Annotated in this window: 10 protein-coding genes; 8 read left to right on the top strand and 2 right to left on the bottom strand. The window is 72.9% G+C overall.

The genetic code is table 11. From position 1 onward, the window contains the following. Positions 1 to 1,296, bottom strand: coding sequence for an amino acid deaminase (locus OG787_RS16210; protein ID WP_405535578.1), 1,296 nt, complete (start codon positions 1,294 to 1,296; stop codon positions 1 to 3). Between the two features lie 167 nt (positions 1,297 to 1,463). Between OG787_RS16210 and OG787_RS16205 the strand changes: the two genes are divergently transcribed. The 8 genes from OG787_RS16205 to OG787_RS16170 all read left to right on the top strand — a co-directional run bounded on the left by OG787_RS16205 (position 1,464) and on the right by OG787_RS16170 (position 12,788). After that, positions 1,464 to 2,540, top strand: coding sequence for a sugar kinase (locus tag OG787_RS16205; RefSeq protein ID WP_405535577.1), 1,077 nt, complete (start codon positions 1,464 to 1,466; stop codon positions 2,538 to 2,540). Then, entirely contained in the window at positions 2,537 to 3,298 is a 762-nt protein-coding gene (locus OG787_RS16200; protein ID WP_369036077.1) for an IclR family transcriptional regulator, read from the top strand. The genes OG787_RS16205 and OG787_RS16200 overlap by 4 nt, the downstream gene beginning before the upstream one ends. 11 nt (positions 3,299 to 3,309) lie before the next feature. Further along, entirely contained in the window at positions 3,310 to 3,723 is a 414-nt protein-coding gene (locus tag OG787_RS16195) for a RidA family protein (RefSeq protein ID WP_369036078.1), read from the top strand. A gap of 147 nt (positions 3,724 to 3,870) precedes the next feature. Next, positions 3,871 to 5,322, top strand: a complete 1,452-nt coding sequence (locus tag OG787_RS16190; RefSeq protein WP_405535576.1) for a GntP family permease — start codon at positions 3,871 to 3,873, stop codon at positions 5,320 to 5,322. Between the two features lie 175 nt (positions 5,323 to 5,497). Beyond that, the gene (locus OG787_RS16185) at positions 5,498 to 6,616 is read left to right on the top strand and encodes a hypothetical protein (protein ID WP_405535575.1); all 1,119 of its coding nucleotides are present in this window, start codon (positions 5,498 to 5,500) and stop codon (positions 6,614 to 6,616) included. Next, positions 6,616 to 7,317 (top strand): hypothetical protein, encoded by a 702-nt coding sequence (locus OG787_RS16180; RefSeq protein WP_405535574.1) that lies wholly within the window; start codon positions 6,616 to 6,618, stop codon positions 7,315 to 7,317. Before OG787_RS16185 ends, OG787_RS16180 begins: the two co-directional genes overlap by 1 nt. Before the next feature lie 2 nt (positions 7,318 to 7,319). Beyond that, positions 7,320 to 7,973, top strand: a complete 654-nt coding sequence (locus OG787_RS16175) for an RES family NAD+ phosphorylase (RefSeq protein ID WP_369035017.1) — start codon at positions 7,320 to 7,322, stop codon at positions 7,971 to 7,973. A gap of 60 nt (positions 7,974 to 8,033) precedes the next feature. After that, positions 8,034 to 12,788 carry a CHAT domain-containing protein gene (locus tag OG787_RS16170; RefSeq protein WP_405535573.1) on the top strand — a complete coding sequence of 1,585 codons (4,755 nt, stop codon included), beginning with the start codon at positions 8,034 to 8,036 and terminating at the stop codon, positions 12,786 to 12,788. Here OG787_RS16170 and OG787_RS16165 read toward each other — a convergent pair. Beyond that, positions 12,769 to 14,802, bottom strand: coding sequence for a caspase domain-containing protein (locus OG787_RS16165; protein WP_405535572.1), 2,034 nt, complete (start codon positions 14,800 to 14,802; stop codon positions 12,769 to 12,771). The genes OG787_RS16170 and OG787_RS16165 overlap by 20 nt on opposite strands. Positions 14,803 to 14,841 lie beyond the last annotated feature (39 nt).

Genomic DNA, 14,841 nt, shown 5'->3' with positions numbered 1-14,841 from the left:
CTAGAAGAACGTGCGGATGTAGTCGACGACCGTGCCGTCCGCCTCTGTCAGCGGGATCAGCTGCCACTTGTCGAAGGACGTGCACGGGTGGGACAGGCCCAGGGCCAGCCAGTCGCCGACCTCCAGGTCCGCCCCGGGGTCGGTGCGCAGCCAGGCGTGCTGGTCGGAGAGGCCGGTGACCGAGATACCGGCGGCGGGCCGCTCGGCGGCGCCCTCCCTCCGTACGACCTGCGGGAAGGGCAGGTCGAGGTCGTAGGCCGCGTCGCGCTTGCCCGCGTTCGCGAAGGCCTGCTCGGCGGACGGGCGGGAGACGACCTGCGTCCAGAGGCGGAAGGCGGGCTCCAACGCCCCTTCCTCCGGGACCCGGTTGAACGGGGTGATATGGCGGTAGTGGCCGTCGTCGTGCGAGACGTACGCCCCCGAGCGCAGCAACTTCAGTACCGGGAGCGACAGTTCGGGGATCTCCACGAACACGTCGGCGACCGCGTCGAACCAGGCGCTGCCGCCCGCGCTCACCACGATCTCCTCGACGGAAGGGTCGTCGAACCGGCCCGCCTTGTCGAAGTCCGCCGCCAGTGCGACGAGTCGCCGCAGCCACGCCCGTACCCGCTCCGGGTCCGCCTGCGGCACCTCGCCCTCGTACCCGGCGACCCCGACCAGCCGCAGTGTCGGTACGGCGGCCACCGCGTCCGCGACCGCAGCACACTCCGCCTCCGTGCGCACCCCGGTCCGGGCGCCCTCACCGGCGCCGAGTTCGACGACCACGTCCAGCGGGCGGGTCACCGCCCCCGCCAGCGCCGCGTCCATCAGCTCCACTCCGCGCACGGAGTCGACGTAACAGATGAACCGGAAGTCCGGGTCGGCCGCCAGCTCCGCCGCGATCCAGCGCAGGGCGGACGGGTCGACGAGTTCGTTGGCGAGGAAGACGCGCTGGATGCCGAACTGCCGTGCCACGCGCACCTGGTGGGGGACCGCGAGGGTGATGCCCCAGGCGCCGTGGTCGATCTGGCGCCGGAAGAGCTGGGGGGCCATGGAGGTCTTGCCGTGCGGGGCGAAGGAGAGGCCGTGGCGGGCCGCGTACGTCTCCATCAGCTCCAGGTTGTGGGTGAGGTGCCCGGCGGAGAGCGTGAGTACGGGGGTGGTGAAGCCGCCGGTGAAGAGGTTGCGGCGCTCGGCGGTCAGCTCGCCGACCGTGAGGCCGTCGGCGTCCGGCGGGAGACCCTTGAAGCGGGCGTCGACGCGTTCGGTGGCCAGACGGGCGAGCGCCCCCGCACGGTCGCTGCTCTCGGTGCCCATGGAACCTCCCTGATTCGGCTGCGCCGCACTGTAGTGGGCTGCACGACAGTGCGTTGCAACATGTGCAACTCTCATTGCGTATATCGCTTACCGCTGTCTAACATCTCGCCAACGCGGGGTCAACGGAGCCGCCACCTCCCCCGCATCACCGAGGAGCTACGACGATCGTGACCATCACCGGACCCTGCAATGCCCCCGACGTCGTGGACGTCGTCGCGCTCGGCGAGTCCATGGTCACGTTTCTGCCCTCCCGGCCGGGCCGCCTCGCCGACGTACCGTCCTTCGAGCGGACGATCGGCGGCGCCGAGTCCAACGTGGCCTGCGCGCTCGCCGCCGCCGGCCACTCCGTCCGCTGGATCAGCCGCGTCGGCGCCGACGGCTTCGGCGACCACCTGGTCGAGACGATCGGCTCGTACGGCGTCGACGTGACGTCCGTACGGCGTGATCCGGCGCGTCCGACGGGCGTGTACTTCCGTACGGCGGGGGACCGGGCGACCGACGCGCACGAGGTCGCGTACTACCGGGCGGGCTCGGCGGCCTCCGTGATGTCCGCCGGGAACCTGGACCTGGAGGCGGTGCGCGCGGCGCGTGTCCTGCATCTGTCCGGGATCACGGCCGCGCTGTCCGACAGCTGTCTCGACCTCCTCTGGGAGCTGACCGAACCCCGGCCCGGCCGGCCGCTCGTCTCCTTCGACGTCAACTTCCGGCCGGGGCTGTGGGCCGACGCGGCGGGTCCCCGGGTGCTCCTCGACCTGGCCCGGCGGGCCGACCTCGTGTTCGTCGGCGCCGACGAGGCGCGGGAGGCCTGGGGGCTGCACGGGGCGCGGGCGGTCGTGGACGCGCTGCCCGAGCCGGAGCTGGTGGTCGTCAAGCAGGGCGGAGGCGGCGCCGTCGCCTTCGACGGGAACCCCGACGCGCTGGACGGGGTGGAGGACGTCGACCGCCTGGCCACCCATGTCAGGGCGCCCCGCGTCGACGTCGTCGCGGCCGTCGGCGCGGGCGACGCCTTCGCCGCCGGGTTCCTCTCCGCCACCCTCAGGGATCTCCCCGTACGGGACCGCATCCGGCACGGCCACCTCATGGCCGCCGCCGTCCTCACCGCCCCTGGCGACCTCGCCACGCCGCCCGCCCGCGACCACGCCGACCGGCTGGTCGCCCTGGACGACATGGCGTGGGGGACACTTCGACTCGGCCCCGGCTGGACGCAAGCCGAGCAGGCCCCGGAGGAGGTACCCACCCCATGAGCCAGACCGTCGACCGCGCGCTGAGCATCCTGCCGTTGCTCGCCGAGGGCCCCGCCGACCTCGGCCAGGTCGCCGACCGCCTCGGCGTCCACAAGTCCACGGCCCTGCGCCTCCTGCGCACCCTCCACGAACACGGGCTCGTCTACCGCCAGTCCGACCAGCGCTACCGCCTCGGCGCCCGGCTCTTCGCGCTCGCCCAGGAAGCCGTCGAGAACCTCGACGTCCGGGAGATCGCCCACCCCCACCTCGTACGCCTCAACGAGATCTGCGGGCACACCGTGCACCTCGCCGTGCACGAGGAGGGCGAGGTCCTCTACATCGACAAGGTCGAGAGCCGCTACCCGGTGCGCATGTACTCCCGTATCGGCAAACCCGTCGCGATCACCGTCGCCGCCGTCGCCAAGCTGCTGCTCGCCGATCTGCCGGAGAACGAGCGACGCGCTCTCGCCGACAAGCTCGACTACCCGATGTACACCTCGCGCTCCACTCCCAACGCCCTGGCTTTCCTGCGGGAGTTGGAGAAGGTGCGCGACCAGGGCTGGGCCACCGACCTCGGCGGTCACGAGGAGTCCATCAACTGCGTCGCCGCCCCCATCCGGGGCACCGACGGCCGCGTGGTCGCCGCCATGTCCGTCTCCGCCCCGAACGTCGTCGTCACCGCCGACGAACTCCTCACCCTGCTCCCGCTGGTGCGCCGTACGGCGGACGCCATCAGCGGCGAGTACTCCGGAAGAACCCCAGCAGCCCCCCAGACCTAGGAAGCCACCTGATGACCGAGAAGATCGCGCTCACGCCGAAGACCCACACCACCCCGCCCGCCAAGTTCTCCCACGGCGTGAAGAAGGGGAACATCCTCCAGGTCGCCGGCCAGGTCGGCTTCCTGCCGGCGGAGGAGGGCAAGCCCCCGACACCGGCCGGTCCGACCCTCCGCGAACAGACCCTCCAGACCCTCGCCAACGTCAAGGCGATCCTGGAGGAGGGCGGCGCGACCTGGAACGACGTCATGATGATCCGCGTCTACCTCACGGACGTCGACCACTTCGCCGAGATGAACGGCATCTACAACACGTACTTCGAGGAGCAGGCGCTGACCGCTCCCCCCGCCGCCCGCACGACGGTGTACGTCGGCCTCCCGGTCGGACTCCTCATCGAGATCGACGCACTAGCGGTCCTGGACAGCTGAGTCCCGCCCCGTCGCACCTGAGGGGCCGCAGGCCCCTTCAGGGGCGCGGGGAACTGCGCGAGCAACCACAAACAACCCGCACCTGGCCACTGATGCGCTCCCCCCTGCCCAAATTCCCCCCGCAACTGAACAACAGAGGACCCCCACATGCCCGAAACCCCACCCCACACCGGCGGCCTGCTCCTCCTCATAGACGGCACCGCAGGTCTCCTCACCGTCGCCGCCCTGGGCATAGCCCTGCTCCTGGTCCTCATCATCAAGCTCCGCCTCCAACCCTTCGTAGCCCTCCTCGCCGTCTCGATAGCCGTCGGCCTGGGCGCCGGCCTGAGCGTCACCGAACTCTTCGGCACAGTCCAGCGCTCGGACGCCGTCTCCGTCATCGAGTCCGGCATGGGCGGCATCCTCGGCCACGTAGCGATCATCATCGGCCTCGGCACGATGCTCGGCGCGATCCTCGAAGTCAGCGGCGGCGCAGAGGTGTTGGCGTCCAGGCTCCTCAACCTCTTCGGCGAGAAGCGCGAGCCTCTCGCCATGGGCCTCACCGGCCTCGTCTTCGGCATCCCCGTCTTCTTCGACGTCGGCATCTTCGTCCTCGCACCGATCGTGTACGCAGCCGCCAAGCGCTCCGGCAAGTCGATCCTGCTCTACTGCCTGCCCCTCCTCGCAGGCCTCTCCGTCACGCACGCCTTCCTGCCGCCGCACCCCGGCCCGGTCGCCGCCGCCGGACTGCTGCACGTGGACCTCGGCTGGGTCATCCTGATGGGCGTCGTCTGCGGACTGCCCGCCGTGCTCGCCGCGTGGGTGTGGTCGGCGTGGATCGGAAAGCGGATCTTCGTCCCCGTACCGCAGGACATGCTGGAGGCCGCCGAGGAGGCCAGGAAGGCGGTCCTCGACGAGCAGCGCGAGGCCGGAGTGGCCCCCCAGGAGACACCCGTACCGCTCGGCACGGTCCTCGCCATCATCGGTACGCCGCTGCTGCTGATCCTCGCCGCCACGTTCTCCTCGATCGCGCTCGACCCCTCCACCTTCCGGTCGGTCGTCACCTTCCTCGGCAGCCCGTTCGTCGCCCTGACGATCGCCCTGTTCATGGCCTACTACCTGCTGGGCCTGCGCCGCGGCTGGTCCCGCAAGTCGCTGGAGACGGTGTCCACCGCGTCCCTCAAGCCGGTCGGCAACATCCTGCTCGTCGTCGGCGCCGGTGGGATCTTCGGCGCGATCCTCAAGGCCAGCGGGGTCGCGCAGGCGCTCTCCGACACGTTCAACGACGTCGGCCTGCCGGTGATCGTCCTCGCCTATCTGATCTCCGTGGTGCTGCGGGTCGCCCAGGGCTCGGCGACGGTCGCCATCGTGACGACGGCGGGCATCGTGGCGCCGCTGCTCAGCGAGGGCGACCACTCGCAGGCGTTCGTCGCCCTCGTCATCATGGCCATCTCGGCGGGCTCGATCTTCGCCTCGCACGTCAACGACGGCGGCTTCTGGATGGTCGCCAAGTACTTCGGCATCAGCGAACGGGACACCCTCAAGACGTGGACCGTGCTGGAGACGGTGCTGTCGGTGGCGGGGTTCGCGGTGGCGGCCGTGCTGAGCCTGTTCGTGTAGCCGCCCCCACCCCCACCCTCTCTGGACCGGTCGGTTTCGGGGCGTCCCCCCACGCGCCCCGAAACCGACCTGTTCGCGACCCGTCCCCGACCGGCCCATGCGGTGCAATGGAAGGACGGAACGGGCTGCGGAACAGGCTTGTGAGGCCTGCGGTGCCGGTGCGATGCTGATCGTCATGCCGTCGCCGCCGCCCCACCAGCTCGAACACGGAGCGGTCCTCGCGGAGGTGCGGAAGGTGCGACGAGCCGGAGTCGTCAGACTGCGCGAACTCGCCGTGCCGGTGCTCGCCGGGGTCGCCCGTGAACTTCCGCAACCCCCGTCAGGAGACGGCGAGTTGCCAGGGGGGCCGGTGGAGAAGGTACTGCGGCTCGCCGTCTCCCGGATGGGCGGCGGTACGCTCCAGACCGCCGCCGAGTACAGCCTCGGCCTCGCCCAGGGCACTCGCGACTGGCCCGCCGCCGACCGGCGCAGACGGGCCGCCCAGGTGTACGGGGTGAGCGTCGAACGCTTCCGCAAGCACCACGAGTTCATGGTCCTCGGGCAGATCGCGGAACAGATAGTGCAGGTCGGGCAGGTCGCGCGGCGGGACCGGGCGACGGTTGTTGCCGCTGTCCCGGCGGAGCGGCTTCCCGACGCCCACCGCGCCCTCGACGTCCGTGTGCACGGCCGTACCGTCCCGGTCACCGTGCACGTCCACTCGGTGGATCTGCTGCGGGACATCGACGTCGTCGTGTCGCCGTCGAACACGTACTTCGCGCTGCCCGCGCCCTACAAGTCGTCCGTCTCCGCGACCCTGCGACGTGCGGGGGCACGCAGGGACGCCACCGGGGGGCTCGTCGAGGATCACATCCACGACGAGCTGGGGGGATGGGCCGCCCGGCACGGGGCTCCCGGCCGGGCGGCCCTGCCGGGCACGGTCGCCGTCACCTCGGCGGGCGCGCTGGCCGGGCAGGGCATCCGGCGCATCTACCACGTCGCCGTGGCCGTACCCCGCCCCGAGAGCAACGACTACGACGTCCAGCCCGCCGACATCACCCGGGGCGTGGCCCGCGTCTTCGCCCAACTCGCCGAGGAGGCGGGCCAGTACGACCCGCCCCTGCGCTCGGTCTGCCTGCCGCTGCTCGGCGCGGGGCGAGGTGGTCTCACCCCGCTGGAGAGCTTCGGGGCCCTGTGGGCCGCCGTCGAGGCGGAACTGGCCCGGGGTGCGGAGTGGGAGATCCACTTCGTCGTACGGCGGCATGCTCGGGGGGATCTGGTGGAGCGGTTGCTGGCCTCGGTGGGGGAGGGGGAGTGATGGGGACTCCGCCGCCGGAACATCTCGACCCGGACACCGGCTCGTACGTCACCCTGGCCGGCGCCGCCGCGCGCTGGGACCGGGTCTCCGGGCGGCTCGGGCAGGACCTGCGGGCCCGGTTGGTCGCGCTGCTCACCGTCGTACGCGATCCCCGACAGGACACCCGCGCCCGCCACTTCAGCGCCGCCAAGGCCGCAGGCCTGCTGGGAGAGGCGCTCCCCGATGAGTTCGGGGCGGGCGGGCACGCCCGGCTCGTCGCCGTGCACCAGGCCGCGGGCAGGCTGCCGTCCGTCCAGGGCTTCACCGCCGAGGACTTCGCCGTCCTCCTCCTCGACGGTCACCGCATGGTCGGCCCGATCCTCGGCCCCGTACGCGAACGCCTGCTCGCCGAGCCCGCGTTGGACGCCGACGAGGTGCAGCGAGGGGGCGGCTCCCCCCACTCTCCCGACCTGATCCGGCTGCCCGGCCCCGGCGGCCGACTGCGCCTCCCGCGCTTCCAGTTCAGCGAGGACGCCCTGCCCTGGCTCCCCGTCCTGGAGGTCAACGCGCTGCTCGACGCCGACCACGACCCCTGGGGCGCCGCCGACTGGTGGCTGTCCGCCAACGCCTGGCTCGGCGGCACCAGCCCGGTCCGGCTGCTGGGCACCGGGCGCGACCGACAACTCGTCGAGACCGCGAGATTTCTGATGGAAAGTGACTGACCGTGCCCAACTACCGGCCGCCCGAGGCGCTCACTGGTACCCCCGGCGAGGTCACTCTGGCCAGGGGCACCCCTCTGTACCGCATCCACGGTTCGCACCGCGGCGCCGCCGAGTTCAACCCGATCCCCTCGCACTGCCTCTACGGCGGAGGCCGCTTCGACGCCACCTCCTGTGATCCGTACGGCTATCTGTACGCCGGGCTCAGCGCTGCCGCCGCCGTCTGCGAGACCCTGCTGCGCTCGCTGCCCTTCGACCCCTCGGGCGGTCCCCGGCTGCTGCCCCGGCGCGCGGTCGAGGGGCGCCGGCTGAGCACGCTGCGGCTCACCGCCGACGTCGGGGTGCTGCCGCTGACGTCCGCGCAGGAACTGGCCGCCGTGCACCAGGACACCTGGCTGGTGCACGCCGAGGCGGACGAGTACCCGTACACCAGGGACTGGGCGCACTGGATCCGACGGCACAGCAAGCCGTGGGCGCAGGGGCTCGTGTGGTCGTCGAAGCGGGAACCTGCCGACCGTACGGTGGTGCTGTTCGACGACCGCTGCCCGGAGGGTGCGCTGAGTGTCGAGGAGGGCGATGCCATGGACTTCGGCACCGCTGAGGGGCGGGAGTGGCTCAACTCGCTGCTGCTGCCGTACTACGTCCAACTCGCGCCCTGACACCGTAATTTGGCGATCGTACGGACGACATCGGCGTCCCGATCCCGGAAAGTTCGGCCCGTGACCGCACAAGCCCCGCAGCCCGACGACGAACTCCTGGCCTTCGTCGAGGAACTCCGCGCCCGCCGCGAGGAGATCCTCGACGCCATCGCCGCGACGGCGTCCGACGCCCCGGAGGCCCCCGAGTTGTGCGCGACGGCCGGTGAACTCTCCTACCGGCTCCACATGTTGACGGACGAGCCGGGCAACCTGGAGCTGGCCGCCCAGGCCTTCACGCTCGCCTTCAAGGCACCCGGCGACCCCGGCGAGTGGGCGGCCTGGCGGGTCATGTTCGGCCATGTCAGGGCCTGCCAGTTCGACATCGAACCCGGCGCCGAACTCCTCGACGAAGCCTGGGAGTTGCTGCGCGAGGGCATGGCCGCACTGTCTCCCGACAGCCTCGCCCCGGACCTCGACCACGACCTCGTGCGCACGCTGGGCCTGCATCTTCTCGCCTCGGTCGCCAAGTACCGCTACCTGGGCTTCGAGGGGACGCGCGCACAGGCTCTCGAACTTGTCGACGAGGCCCTGCGGCGGCACGAGGCGGCTGCCGCCGTGCTGGAGCCGGGCAGCAAAGAGGCCGTCGATCTGACCGAGGGCCGGGGCTATCTCCATCTGGAGCGGCAGGAGTTGGGCCGTGACGCGGCCGACGCGGAGGCCGCCGCCACGTACTACCGGGCCGTGCTCGACGCGGCGCTGCCCACCAGCGATCTGCCGCTCGTCCGCTACAGCCTGGGCCTCGGCCTCATGATCCACGGCCGGGCCACCGCCGACCGGGCCGAACTGGAGCAGGCCCGCGAGGAGTTCGGCGACGCGCTGCTCGAAGCGCGGCGGGCGACCGGCGAGGAGCCGTCCTGGGCCTGGGAGGCCGGGATCCGCAGCGCGTTCGTACGTTTCCTGATCTGGGGGCACTGGAAGGACCAGGCGCAGGCCGCCGCGGCCGAGGTGGAGCTGAACGGACTGCTGGCCGACCCCGCGGACGTCGACCGGCTGGTGCCGGTGTTCCTCGACAGCTTCGGGCGGATGCTGTACGAGCGGGCGAGCCTGCGCGGTGACGGACCGGGCCAGGACCGGGCGATCGGGCTGATCAGGAAGGCCGTCGACGAGTGGGTACCCGCACGGGACGGGCTGGTCACCCACACCGCCCTGTTCCTCGGGGTGTTCCAGCAGAACCGCTACCACGAGGACCACGACCCGGACCGGTTGCACGAGGTCGCCAAGGCCTGCGCACTGGTTCTGGAGGACGAGGAGCTCGACGAGGAGCTGCGCAAGGTCGCCCGGATGATGGGCGTCTGGGCCTGGAGCGAGCTGGAGACGGAACACGGCTTCACCCCCGCCGACCCGGCGGACATCCCGGCGGAGATGACCACCGCGGCCGCCGCGGCAGCATATTCCGGCATGCTGAGCGACCTCGACGAGGGGCTCGGAGCGCTGGACTTCAGCGACGTCGACGACGACTTCCCGGGCATCGTCAAGAGCTTCGGCTCCGTGGGGCGGCTGGCGGAGGCGTTCGACAGGGGGTACGCCCTCCTCGACGCCTGTGAATCGGAGACGGCGCGCGCCTACCTCGCCATCAACCTGCTCTCCCACGGCATGCTCGTCGACCCGCACGGCACCCACATCACCGAGGCGCAGAAGACGGAGCTGATCGACACCGTCCTCGCGTACGGCAAAGACGATCCGGCCTGGCAGCGCAAGGCGCAAGCCGTGGTCGCCCAGACCCGGCTGCGAGACGAACTCGCCGGTTCCGGGCGCGGTATGGACGCGGTCCTCGACCATCTCGCGCGGGCCGAGGCGGCGGGTACGGCGTCGGCGAACACCGCGGGTGCCGTCGGCGCCGGGCGAGGCGACGACGACCAGCTCGGGTTCAGCATCGACATGGCCCGGTTCGCCGCCGTCAACCACCGGGGGCAGACCGCCGGCGCGCGCGACGACACGGAGTCGGCCGGCCGGATGTGGCGGCAACTGCGAGACAGCCCCCGCCTGACCCCTTACATGCGCAAGGTCCTGACCGCTCAGCAGGCCGGGTTCGACGCACACGCCGCCGCCCAGCGCGGGGACCTCGCGGGCGCCGACGAGCACCTCGCGGTCCTGGCCGCGACGCACGCGGAACTCGGCCCCGACGACCTGCCCCGCATCGAACTCTGGACGATGTTGGAGAACGCCCGTGCCGCCCGTGACCGGCTCGCCGAGCAGCTGGGCGCCCCGCCCGCGCCGCCGCTCGTCGGCCGCCCCTCGACGGCCCGACTGCGGCGCCTGGCACGCGCGTTGCCACGCGACAACCGGGCCTGGGTGCTCGGCGACAACGGCATCACCCGGTTCGCGCGGGCCGCGCGGGCCCAGGATGCGGCCGGGATCGCCGAGGCCATGGGGCTCGTGGAGGAGGCCTACGAACTGGTAGACGAGGGCAGCGACAGCAGACTCCGCTACGGCCACTCCCTCGGCATGGGCCACTGCGCCCTCTCCGAGACGCAGCCCTTCCCCGGCGCCCGCGCCCGCCACCTCACCAAGGGCATCGCCCTGCTGGAGGAGGCATACAGGACCGCCGGCGGCCCCGAGCACCGGCTGTACGCCGCCTCCGGACTCGCCCTCGGCCGCGCCTACCGCACCCGGGGCGAACTGCGCCGGGACGACAAGGGCGTGGCCCGCCGTATCGGCCTAGACGCACTGCGCGGCCATGCCTGGGCGGCCCTGGTCCAGTCCGGTACCGCACACGCCGAGGAGGCTGTGGCGCAGGCCACCGACACCGCGCTCGAAGTCGCCGGCTGGTGTGTGCGCGACAACGCCTTCGACGAGGCCGTGCAGGCCCTGGACGCCTGCCGGGGCCTGATCCTGCACGCCGCGACCACGTCCCGCACGGTCCCCGAACGCCTGGTGGCGGCGGGCCACGACGCACTGGCCGAGGAATGGCGGGCGGCAGGCCTGGCGTCCGACGCAGCCGACCCGCTCACCGCCCTCCGCGAACCCCTGTCCGTCCCCAGCGCCCTGCGCCGCCGAGTCCTGTCCGCCCTCACCGGCGCGGACTCCCTCCAGGACCGCCTCCTGGACCCACCCACCCCGACCGAGATCGCCACCGCCCTACGCGCCCTCCGCAAGGACGCCCTCGTCTACCTGGTCCCGGCCGGCCCGGACACCCCCGGCACCGCGGTCGTCGTAACGACCACCGGAGACGTCCACTCGATCCCCCTCCCGACCCTCACCGAGGACGCGGGCCCACTGAAGGCGTACGTACGGGTGCCGGGGGAGCCGGCGGAGATGCGCGCCGACCAACTCGGGGCTGAGGAACGGGAGACGGGCCCCGTCTCGGATTGGCCGTCGGCCGCGCCCACCGCCTCACCGGGCGATCCGGAGGAGGCGCGCGCCGACCGACTTCCGGACGGCGGACGGGAGATGGGGTCCGCCTCCGGCTGGTCGTCGGCCGCCTCGCCGGGCAGGTCGTCGTCCGCCGGGGACGGCCGCCCGTTGCCGGTGCCGGGTGACTCGGAGGGGGTGCAGGCCGACCGACTCCGGGACGGTGAGCCGGAGATGGGGTCCGTCCCCGGCTGGTCGTCCGCCGCCCAGCCGGGCATGTCGTCACTCGCCGGGGACGGGGACCCGCTGCGGGCGCGCGTCCGGGCGTCGGGCGACTCGGCGGAGGTGTCCCCGGAGCAACTCCCGCACATGGACGGGGAGATGGGGCCTGGCCCCGGCCGGTCATCGGCGGCGGTGTCCACCGCGCCGCCGGGTGACTCGGAGGCGGCGCGCGCCGACCGACTTCGGGACGACGAGCGGGAGATGGGGCCCGTCCCCGGGTGGTCGTCCGCCGTTTCCGCTGCGCGGCCCGACGTGCCGTCGTTGCGGCGGCGGCTCGACCGGCTGTGCGGTTGGGCCTGGTATGCCGGGACGCGGCCCTTGCTCGATGTGTTCGCCACCGCCAGTGGGCGGGTGCCCCGGCTGGTGTTCGTGCCGATGGGGGCGCTCGGGCTGGTGCCCTGGCACGCGGCCTGGGCCGAGGACGAGGACGGGCGGCGCCGCTACGCGCTGGAGGAGGCGGAGATCTCGTACGCCGCCTCCGCCCGGCTGCTGTGCGACGTGGCCGCCAGGCCCCAGGCCGCGCACTCCGGGGCCGCGCTCGTCGTCGGCAACCCGACCGGGGACCTGCACTGGGCGGGCGAGGAGGCCGACGCCGTACAGCGGGTCTTCTATCCGCACGGCCGGTTCCTGGGCCGCCGCGAGGGTGGCGGTACCGACGGGCCCGGCACCCCGCAGGAGGTCCTCGACTGGCTCACCGGGGCCGGCGCGGAGGAGGGGGAGGGCGGAGTGCTGCACCTCGCCTGCCATGCCTCCATCGCGCGTACCGCCCGCCGTACCGCCCATCTCTCCCTCCACGGGGGCGACTTGGCGGCCGAGGAACTCACCGAGGCCGTCGGTGGGGCGGGCGGCGGACGGCTCGGACTCGTCCTGCTCGCCGCCTGCCGCAGCCATGTGTCGGGGCGCGGGCACAACGAGGCGTACAGCCTCGCGACCGCCTTCCTCGTCGCCGGTGCGCGCTCGGTCGTCGGCTCGCTGTGGCCGGTGCCGGACGACGCGACCTCCGTCCTGATGTTCCTGACCCACCACTTCCTGCGCACCGAGAACGAGCCGCCCGCCAGGGCCCTGCGCCGCGCCCAGCTCTGGATGCTGGACCCGGGGCGCGAACTCCCCGCAGGCCTGCCCGCCCGCCTCGCCGAACGGGCCCGGCGCATCGACCCCGACGACCTCAGCGCCTGGGCCGGCTTCACCCACCTCGGCCAGTGAACCGGTGAGCCCGGGAGGGCACGGGCAGCGCCGGCGGTACGACCGTCCGCACGGCGAACGTCCGCGTCGCCCAGCGGACGGTCGTACCGCCGCCGGCCACGGGCCCCATCTCGCGCCGCCCGTACGAGGCTTGGGGACCGTCGAACCGCAGTACGCCGTCCGCCCCTGCCTCGCCCTCCCTCGCGCCTACCTCCTCGTACGGCTCCCACGGCCGCAGTTGGAAGGGCGCCGTGCTCAACTCCCCCTCCGCCACGATCAGTTTGAGCCAGTCACGGGACTCCGCCCCGGGTACCACGGCCCGGTCGGCCGGGATCGAGAGCTGTACGGGGTCGCCGTCCAGGGCGTACCCGATGTGGCCGGGGCCGATGAAGTGGCCCGGGAAAAGGACCGGGTTGGCGGCGTAGCGGTCGGTCAGGTCGAGGAGCACGCACCACAGGGTGCGCTGCGGGGAACGGTTGCGCAGCCGGATCGTGACCCACGGTTCACGCGGACCGGGGGCGCCCTCGGGGGCGTACGAGCGGACGATCTCGCCGCTGCCGTCCGGCACGAGGGCGGGCCCGTCGATGTCGCCCCACGGGACCACCTCCACCTGGACCAGGTTGTCGAGGAGGGACGGGCGGGAGGTGAGATCCCGGAGCCGGAACCAGCGGGTGAGGTGGGAGAGGCAGTCCACGATCCGTCGAGCGTCACCGATCGGCTCCCCGCGGAACGGCAGCGGCGCCACGAACTCCGTACCGTCCCTGCCGAGCACGCGGGCGGTGTCGCCGCGTACGACCAGCCGGAAGTGCGGATCGCCGTACTCCTCGGGGGAGTTGACCATCCGTACGAAGGGCGCGGGGCCGCCGCCGGGGCCGTACGAGACGATGGTGGCCCTGAGGAGGGCGGCGGCGCCCGGGTGGGCGGGGTCCTCGTCCACGGTCAGCGTGGCGGGCGGGGTCGCGAGCGCGGTCGGGGTCACCGGGTACACGCGCTCGGGGTCGGGGGACCAGCCGAGCGGGTCCACCAGCGTGCGGTCGGTGTGCACGAGCCGCGCCCGCACCCGACCCTCCGCACCCTCGGCCCGGTCCCCGACCACGCCGAACTCCGTACCCTCGGCGCCCGCCCCGTCCCGCAGCCCGTGCCCGGTGCCGCAGTCCACCTCCCAGCCCTCCGCCGCGAACCGCAGCAGATGCTCGCCGGTGGCCCCCGATGCGGCACCCCGTGTGACCCCGCCCAGGAACGGCCGGTCGGCCGGGCCGCCCGGTGTCTCCGGCGACAGCACCGGCCGCTGCTGGATCCCGGCGCGCTGCACCCGAGCGTCGGCCGCAGCCAGCAGCTCCCGGTAGGTCGCGTCGGGCCCGGCCGCGCGCACCGCACCCAGCAGCGCGTAGGTGAACGCCCCGTGCCGTCGCCCGCCGAAGTGGTCCTCGTACGACAGCTGGTCGAGCAGGCTGGCGGCCAACAGCAGGTGCCGCGAGGCCCCTTGGGGCCCTTCGAGTCCTTGGAGTCCTTGGGGAGCAGCCACCTCCCGTCCGGTCACCGGTTGCCGCCAACCGGGCCGGGGCGCCGCGAACCGTGCCGTCGCCCCGGCCAGGCGCTCTCGGTCGGCGCCTCCGGAGTAGCAGCAGTCGATCACCGCGACGACATCCGCCCCGCGCGCCGAGACTTCCGCGAGCAGCGCGCCCAGCCGCTTGTCCGGGAGCGGCCCGTCCGCGCAGACCAGCGCCTGGTTCCACCCCGTCGCCTCGATCAACAGGTCGGCGCCCGAGGCGAGTTGGCGGGTACCGTGCCCGGAGAACCAGAACAGGGCGGTGTCACCGGGCCCGGCCGCGCCCAGGAACGTACGGATGCCGTCCTCGACCGCCGCCACCGTCGCGGCGCCGTTCAGCGCGGTCCGCACCCGCGCGCCGCCCCCGGTGCGGGCGGTCACCAGCCGGTGGGCCTCGGCGATGTCGTTGAGGCAGCCCCTGAGCGGCGTGGCGATGTCGGGCTGATAGTCGTTGATGCCCGCCATGAACGTGTGGATCGACCCCATGACGGGAAGTCTGTCAGCCGCGCCCGGCCGCAACCGGGG

This window comes from Streptomyces sp. NBC_00075, from assembly GCF_045041225.1.
Lineage (GTDB): Bacteria > Actinomycetota > Actinomycetes > Streptomycetales > Streptomycetaceae > Streptomyces > Streptomyces adonidis.
The sequence above is the reverse complement of the archived record's forward strand: the minus strand, read 5'-3'. Positions and strand labels throughout refer to the sequence as shown.

Bases quoted from the DNA above. Each gene is read 5' to 3' on its own strand.
- OG787_RS16180 (WP_405535574.1), top strand. From the start codon at position 6,616: ATGGGGACTCCGCCGCCGGAACATCTCGACCCGGACACCGGCTCGTAC.
- OG787_RS16185 (WP_405535575.1), top strand. From the start codon at position 5,498: ATGCCGTCGCCGCCGCCCCACCAGCTCGAACACGGAGCGGTCCTCGCG.
- OG787_RS16165 (WP_405535572.1), bottom strand. From the start codon at position 14,802: ATGGGGTCGATCCACACGTTCATGGCGGGCATCAACGACTATCAGCCC.
- OG787_RS16210 (WP_405535578.1), bottom strand. From the start codon at position 1,296: ATGGGCACCGAGAGCAGCGACCGTGCGGGGGCGCTCGCCCGTCTGGCC.
- OG787_RS16190 (WP_405535576.1), top strand. From the start codon at position 3,871: ATGCCCGAAACCCCACCCCACACCGGCGGCCTGCTCCTCCTCATAGAC.
- OG787_RS16200 (WP_369036077.1), top strand. From the start codon at position 2,537: ATGAGCCAGACCGTCGACCGCGCGCTGAGCATCCTGCCGTTGCTCGCC.
- OG787_RS16195 (WP_369036078.1), top strand. From the start codon at position 3,310: ATGACCGAGAAGATCGCGCTCACGCCGAAGACCCACACCACCCCGCCC.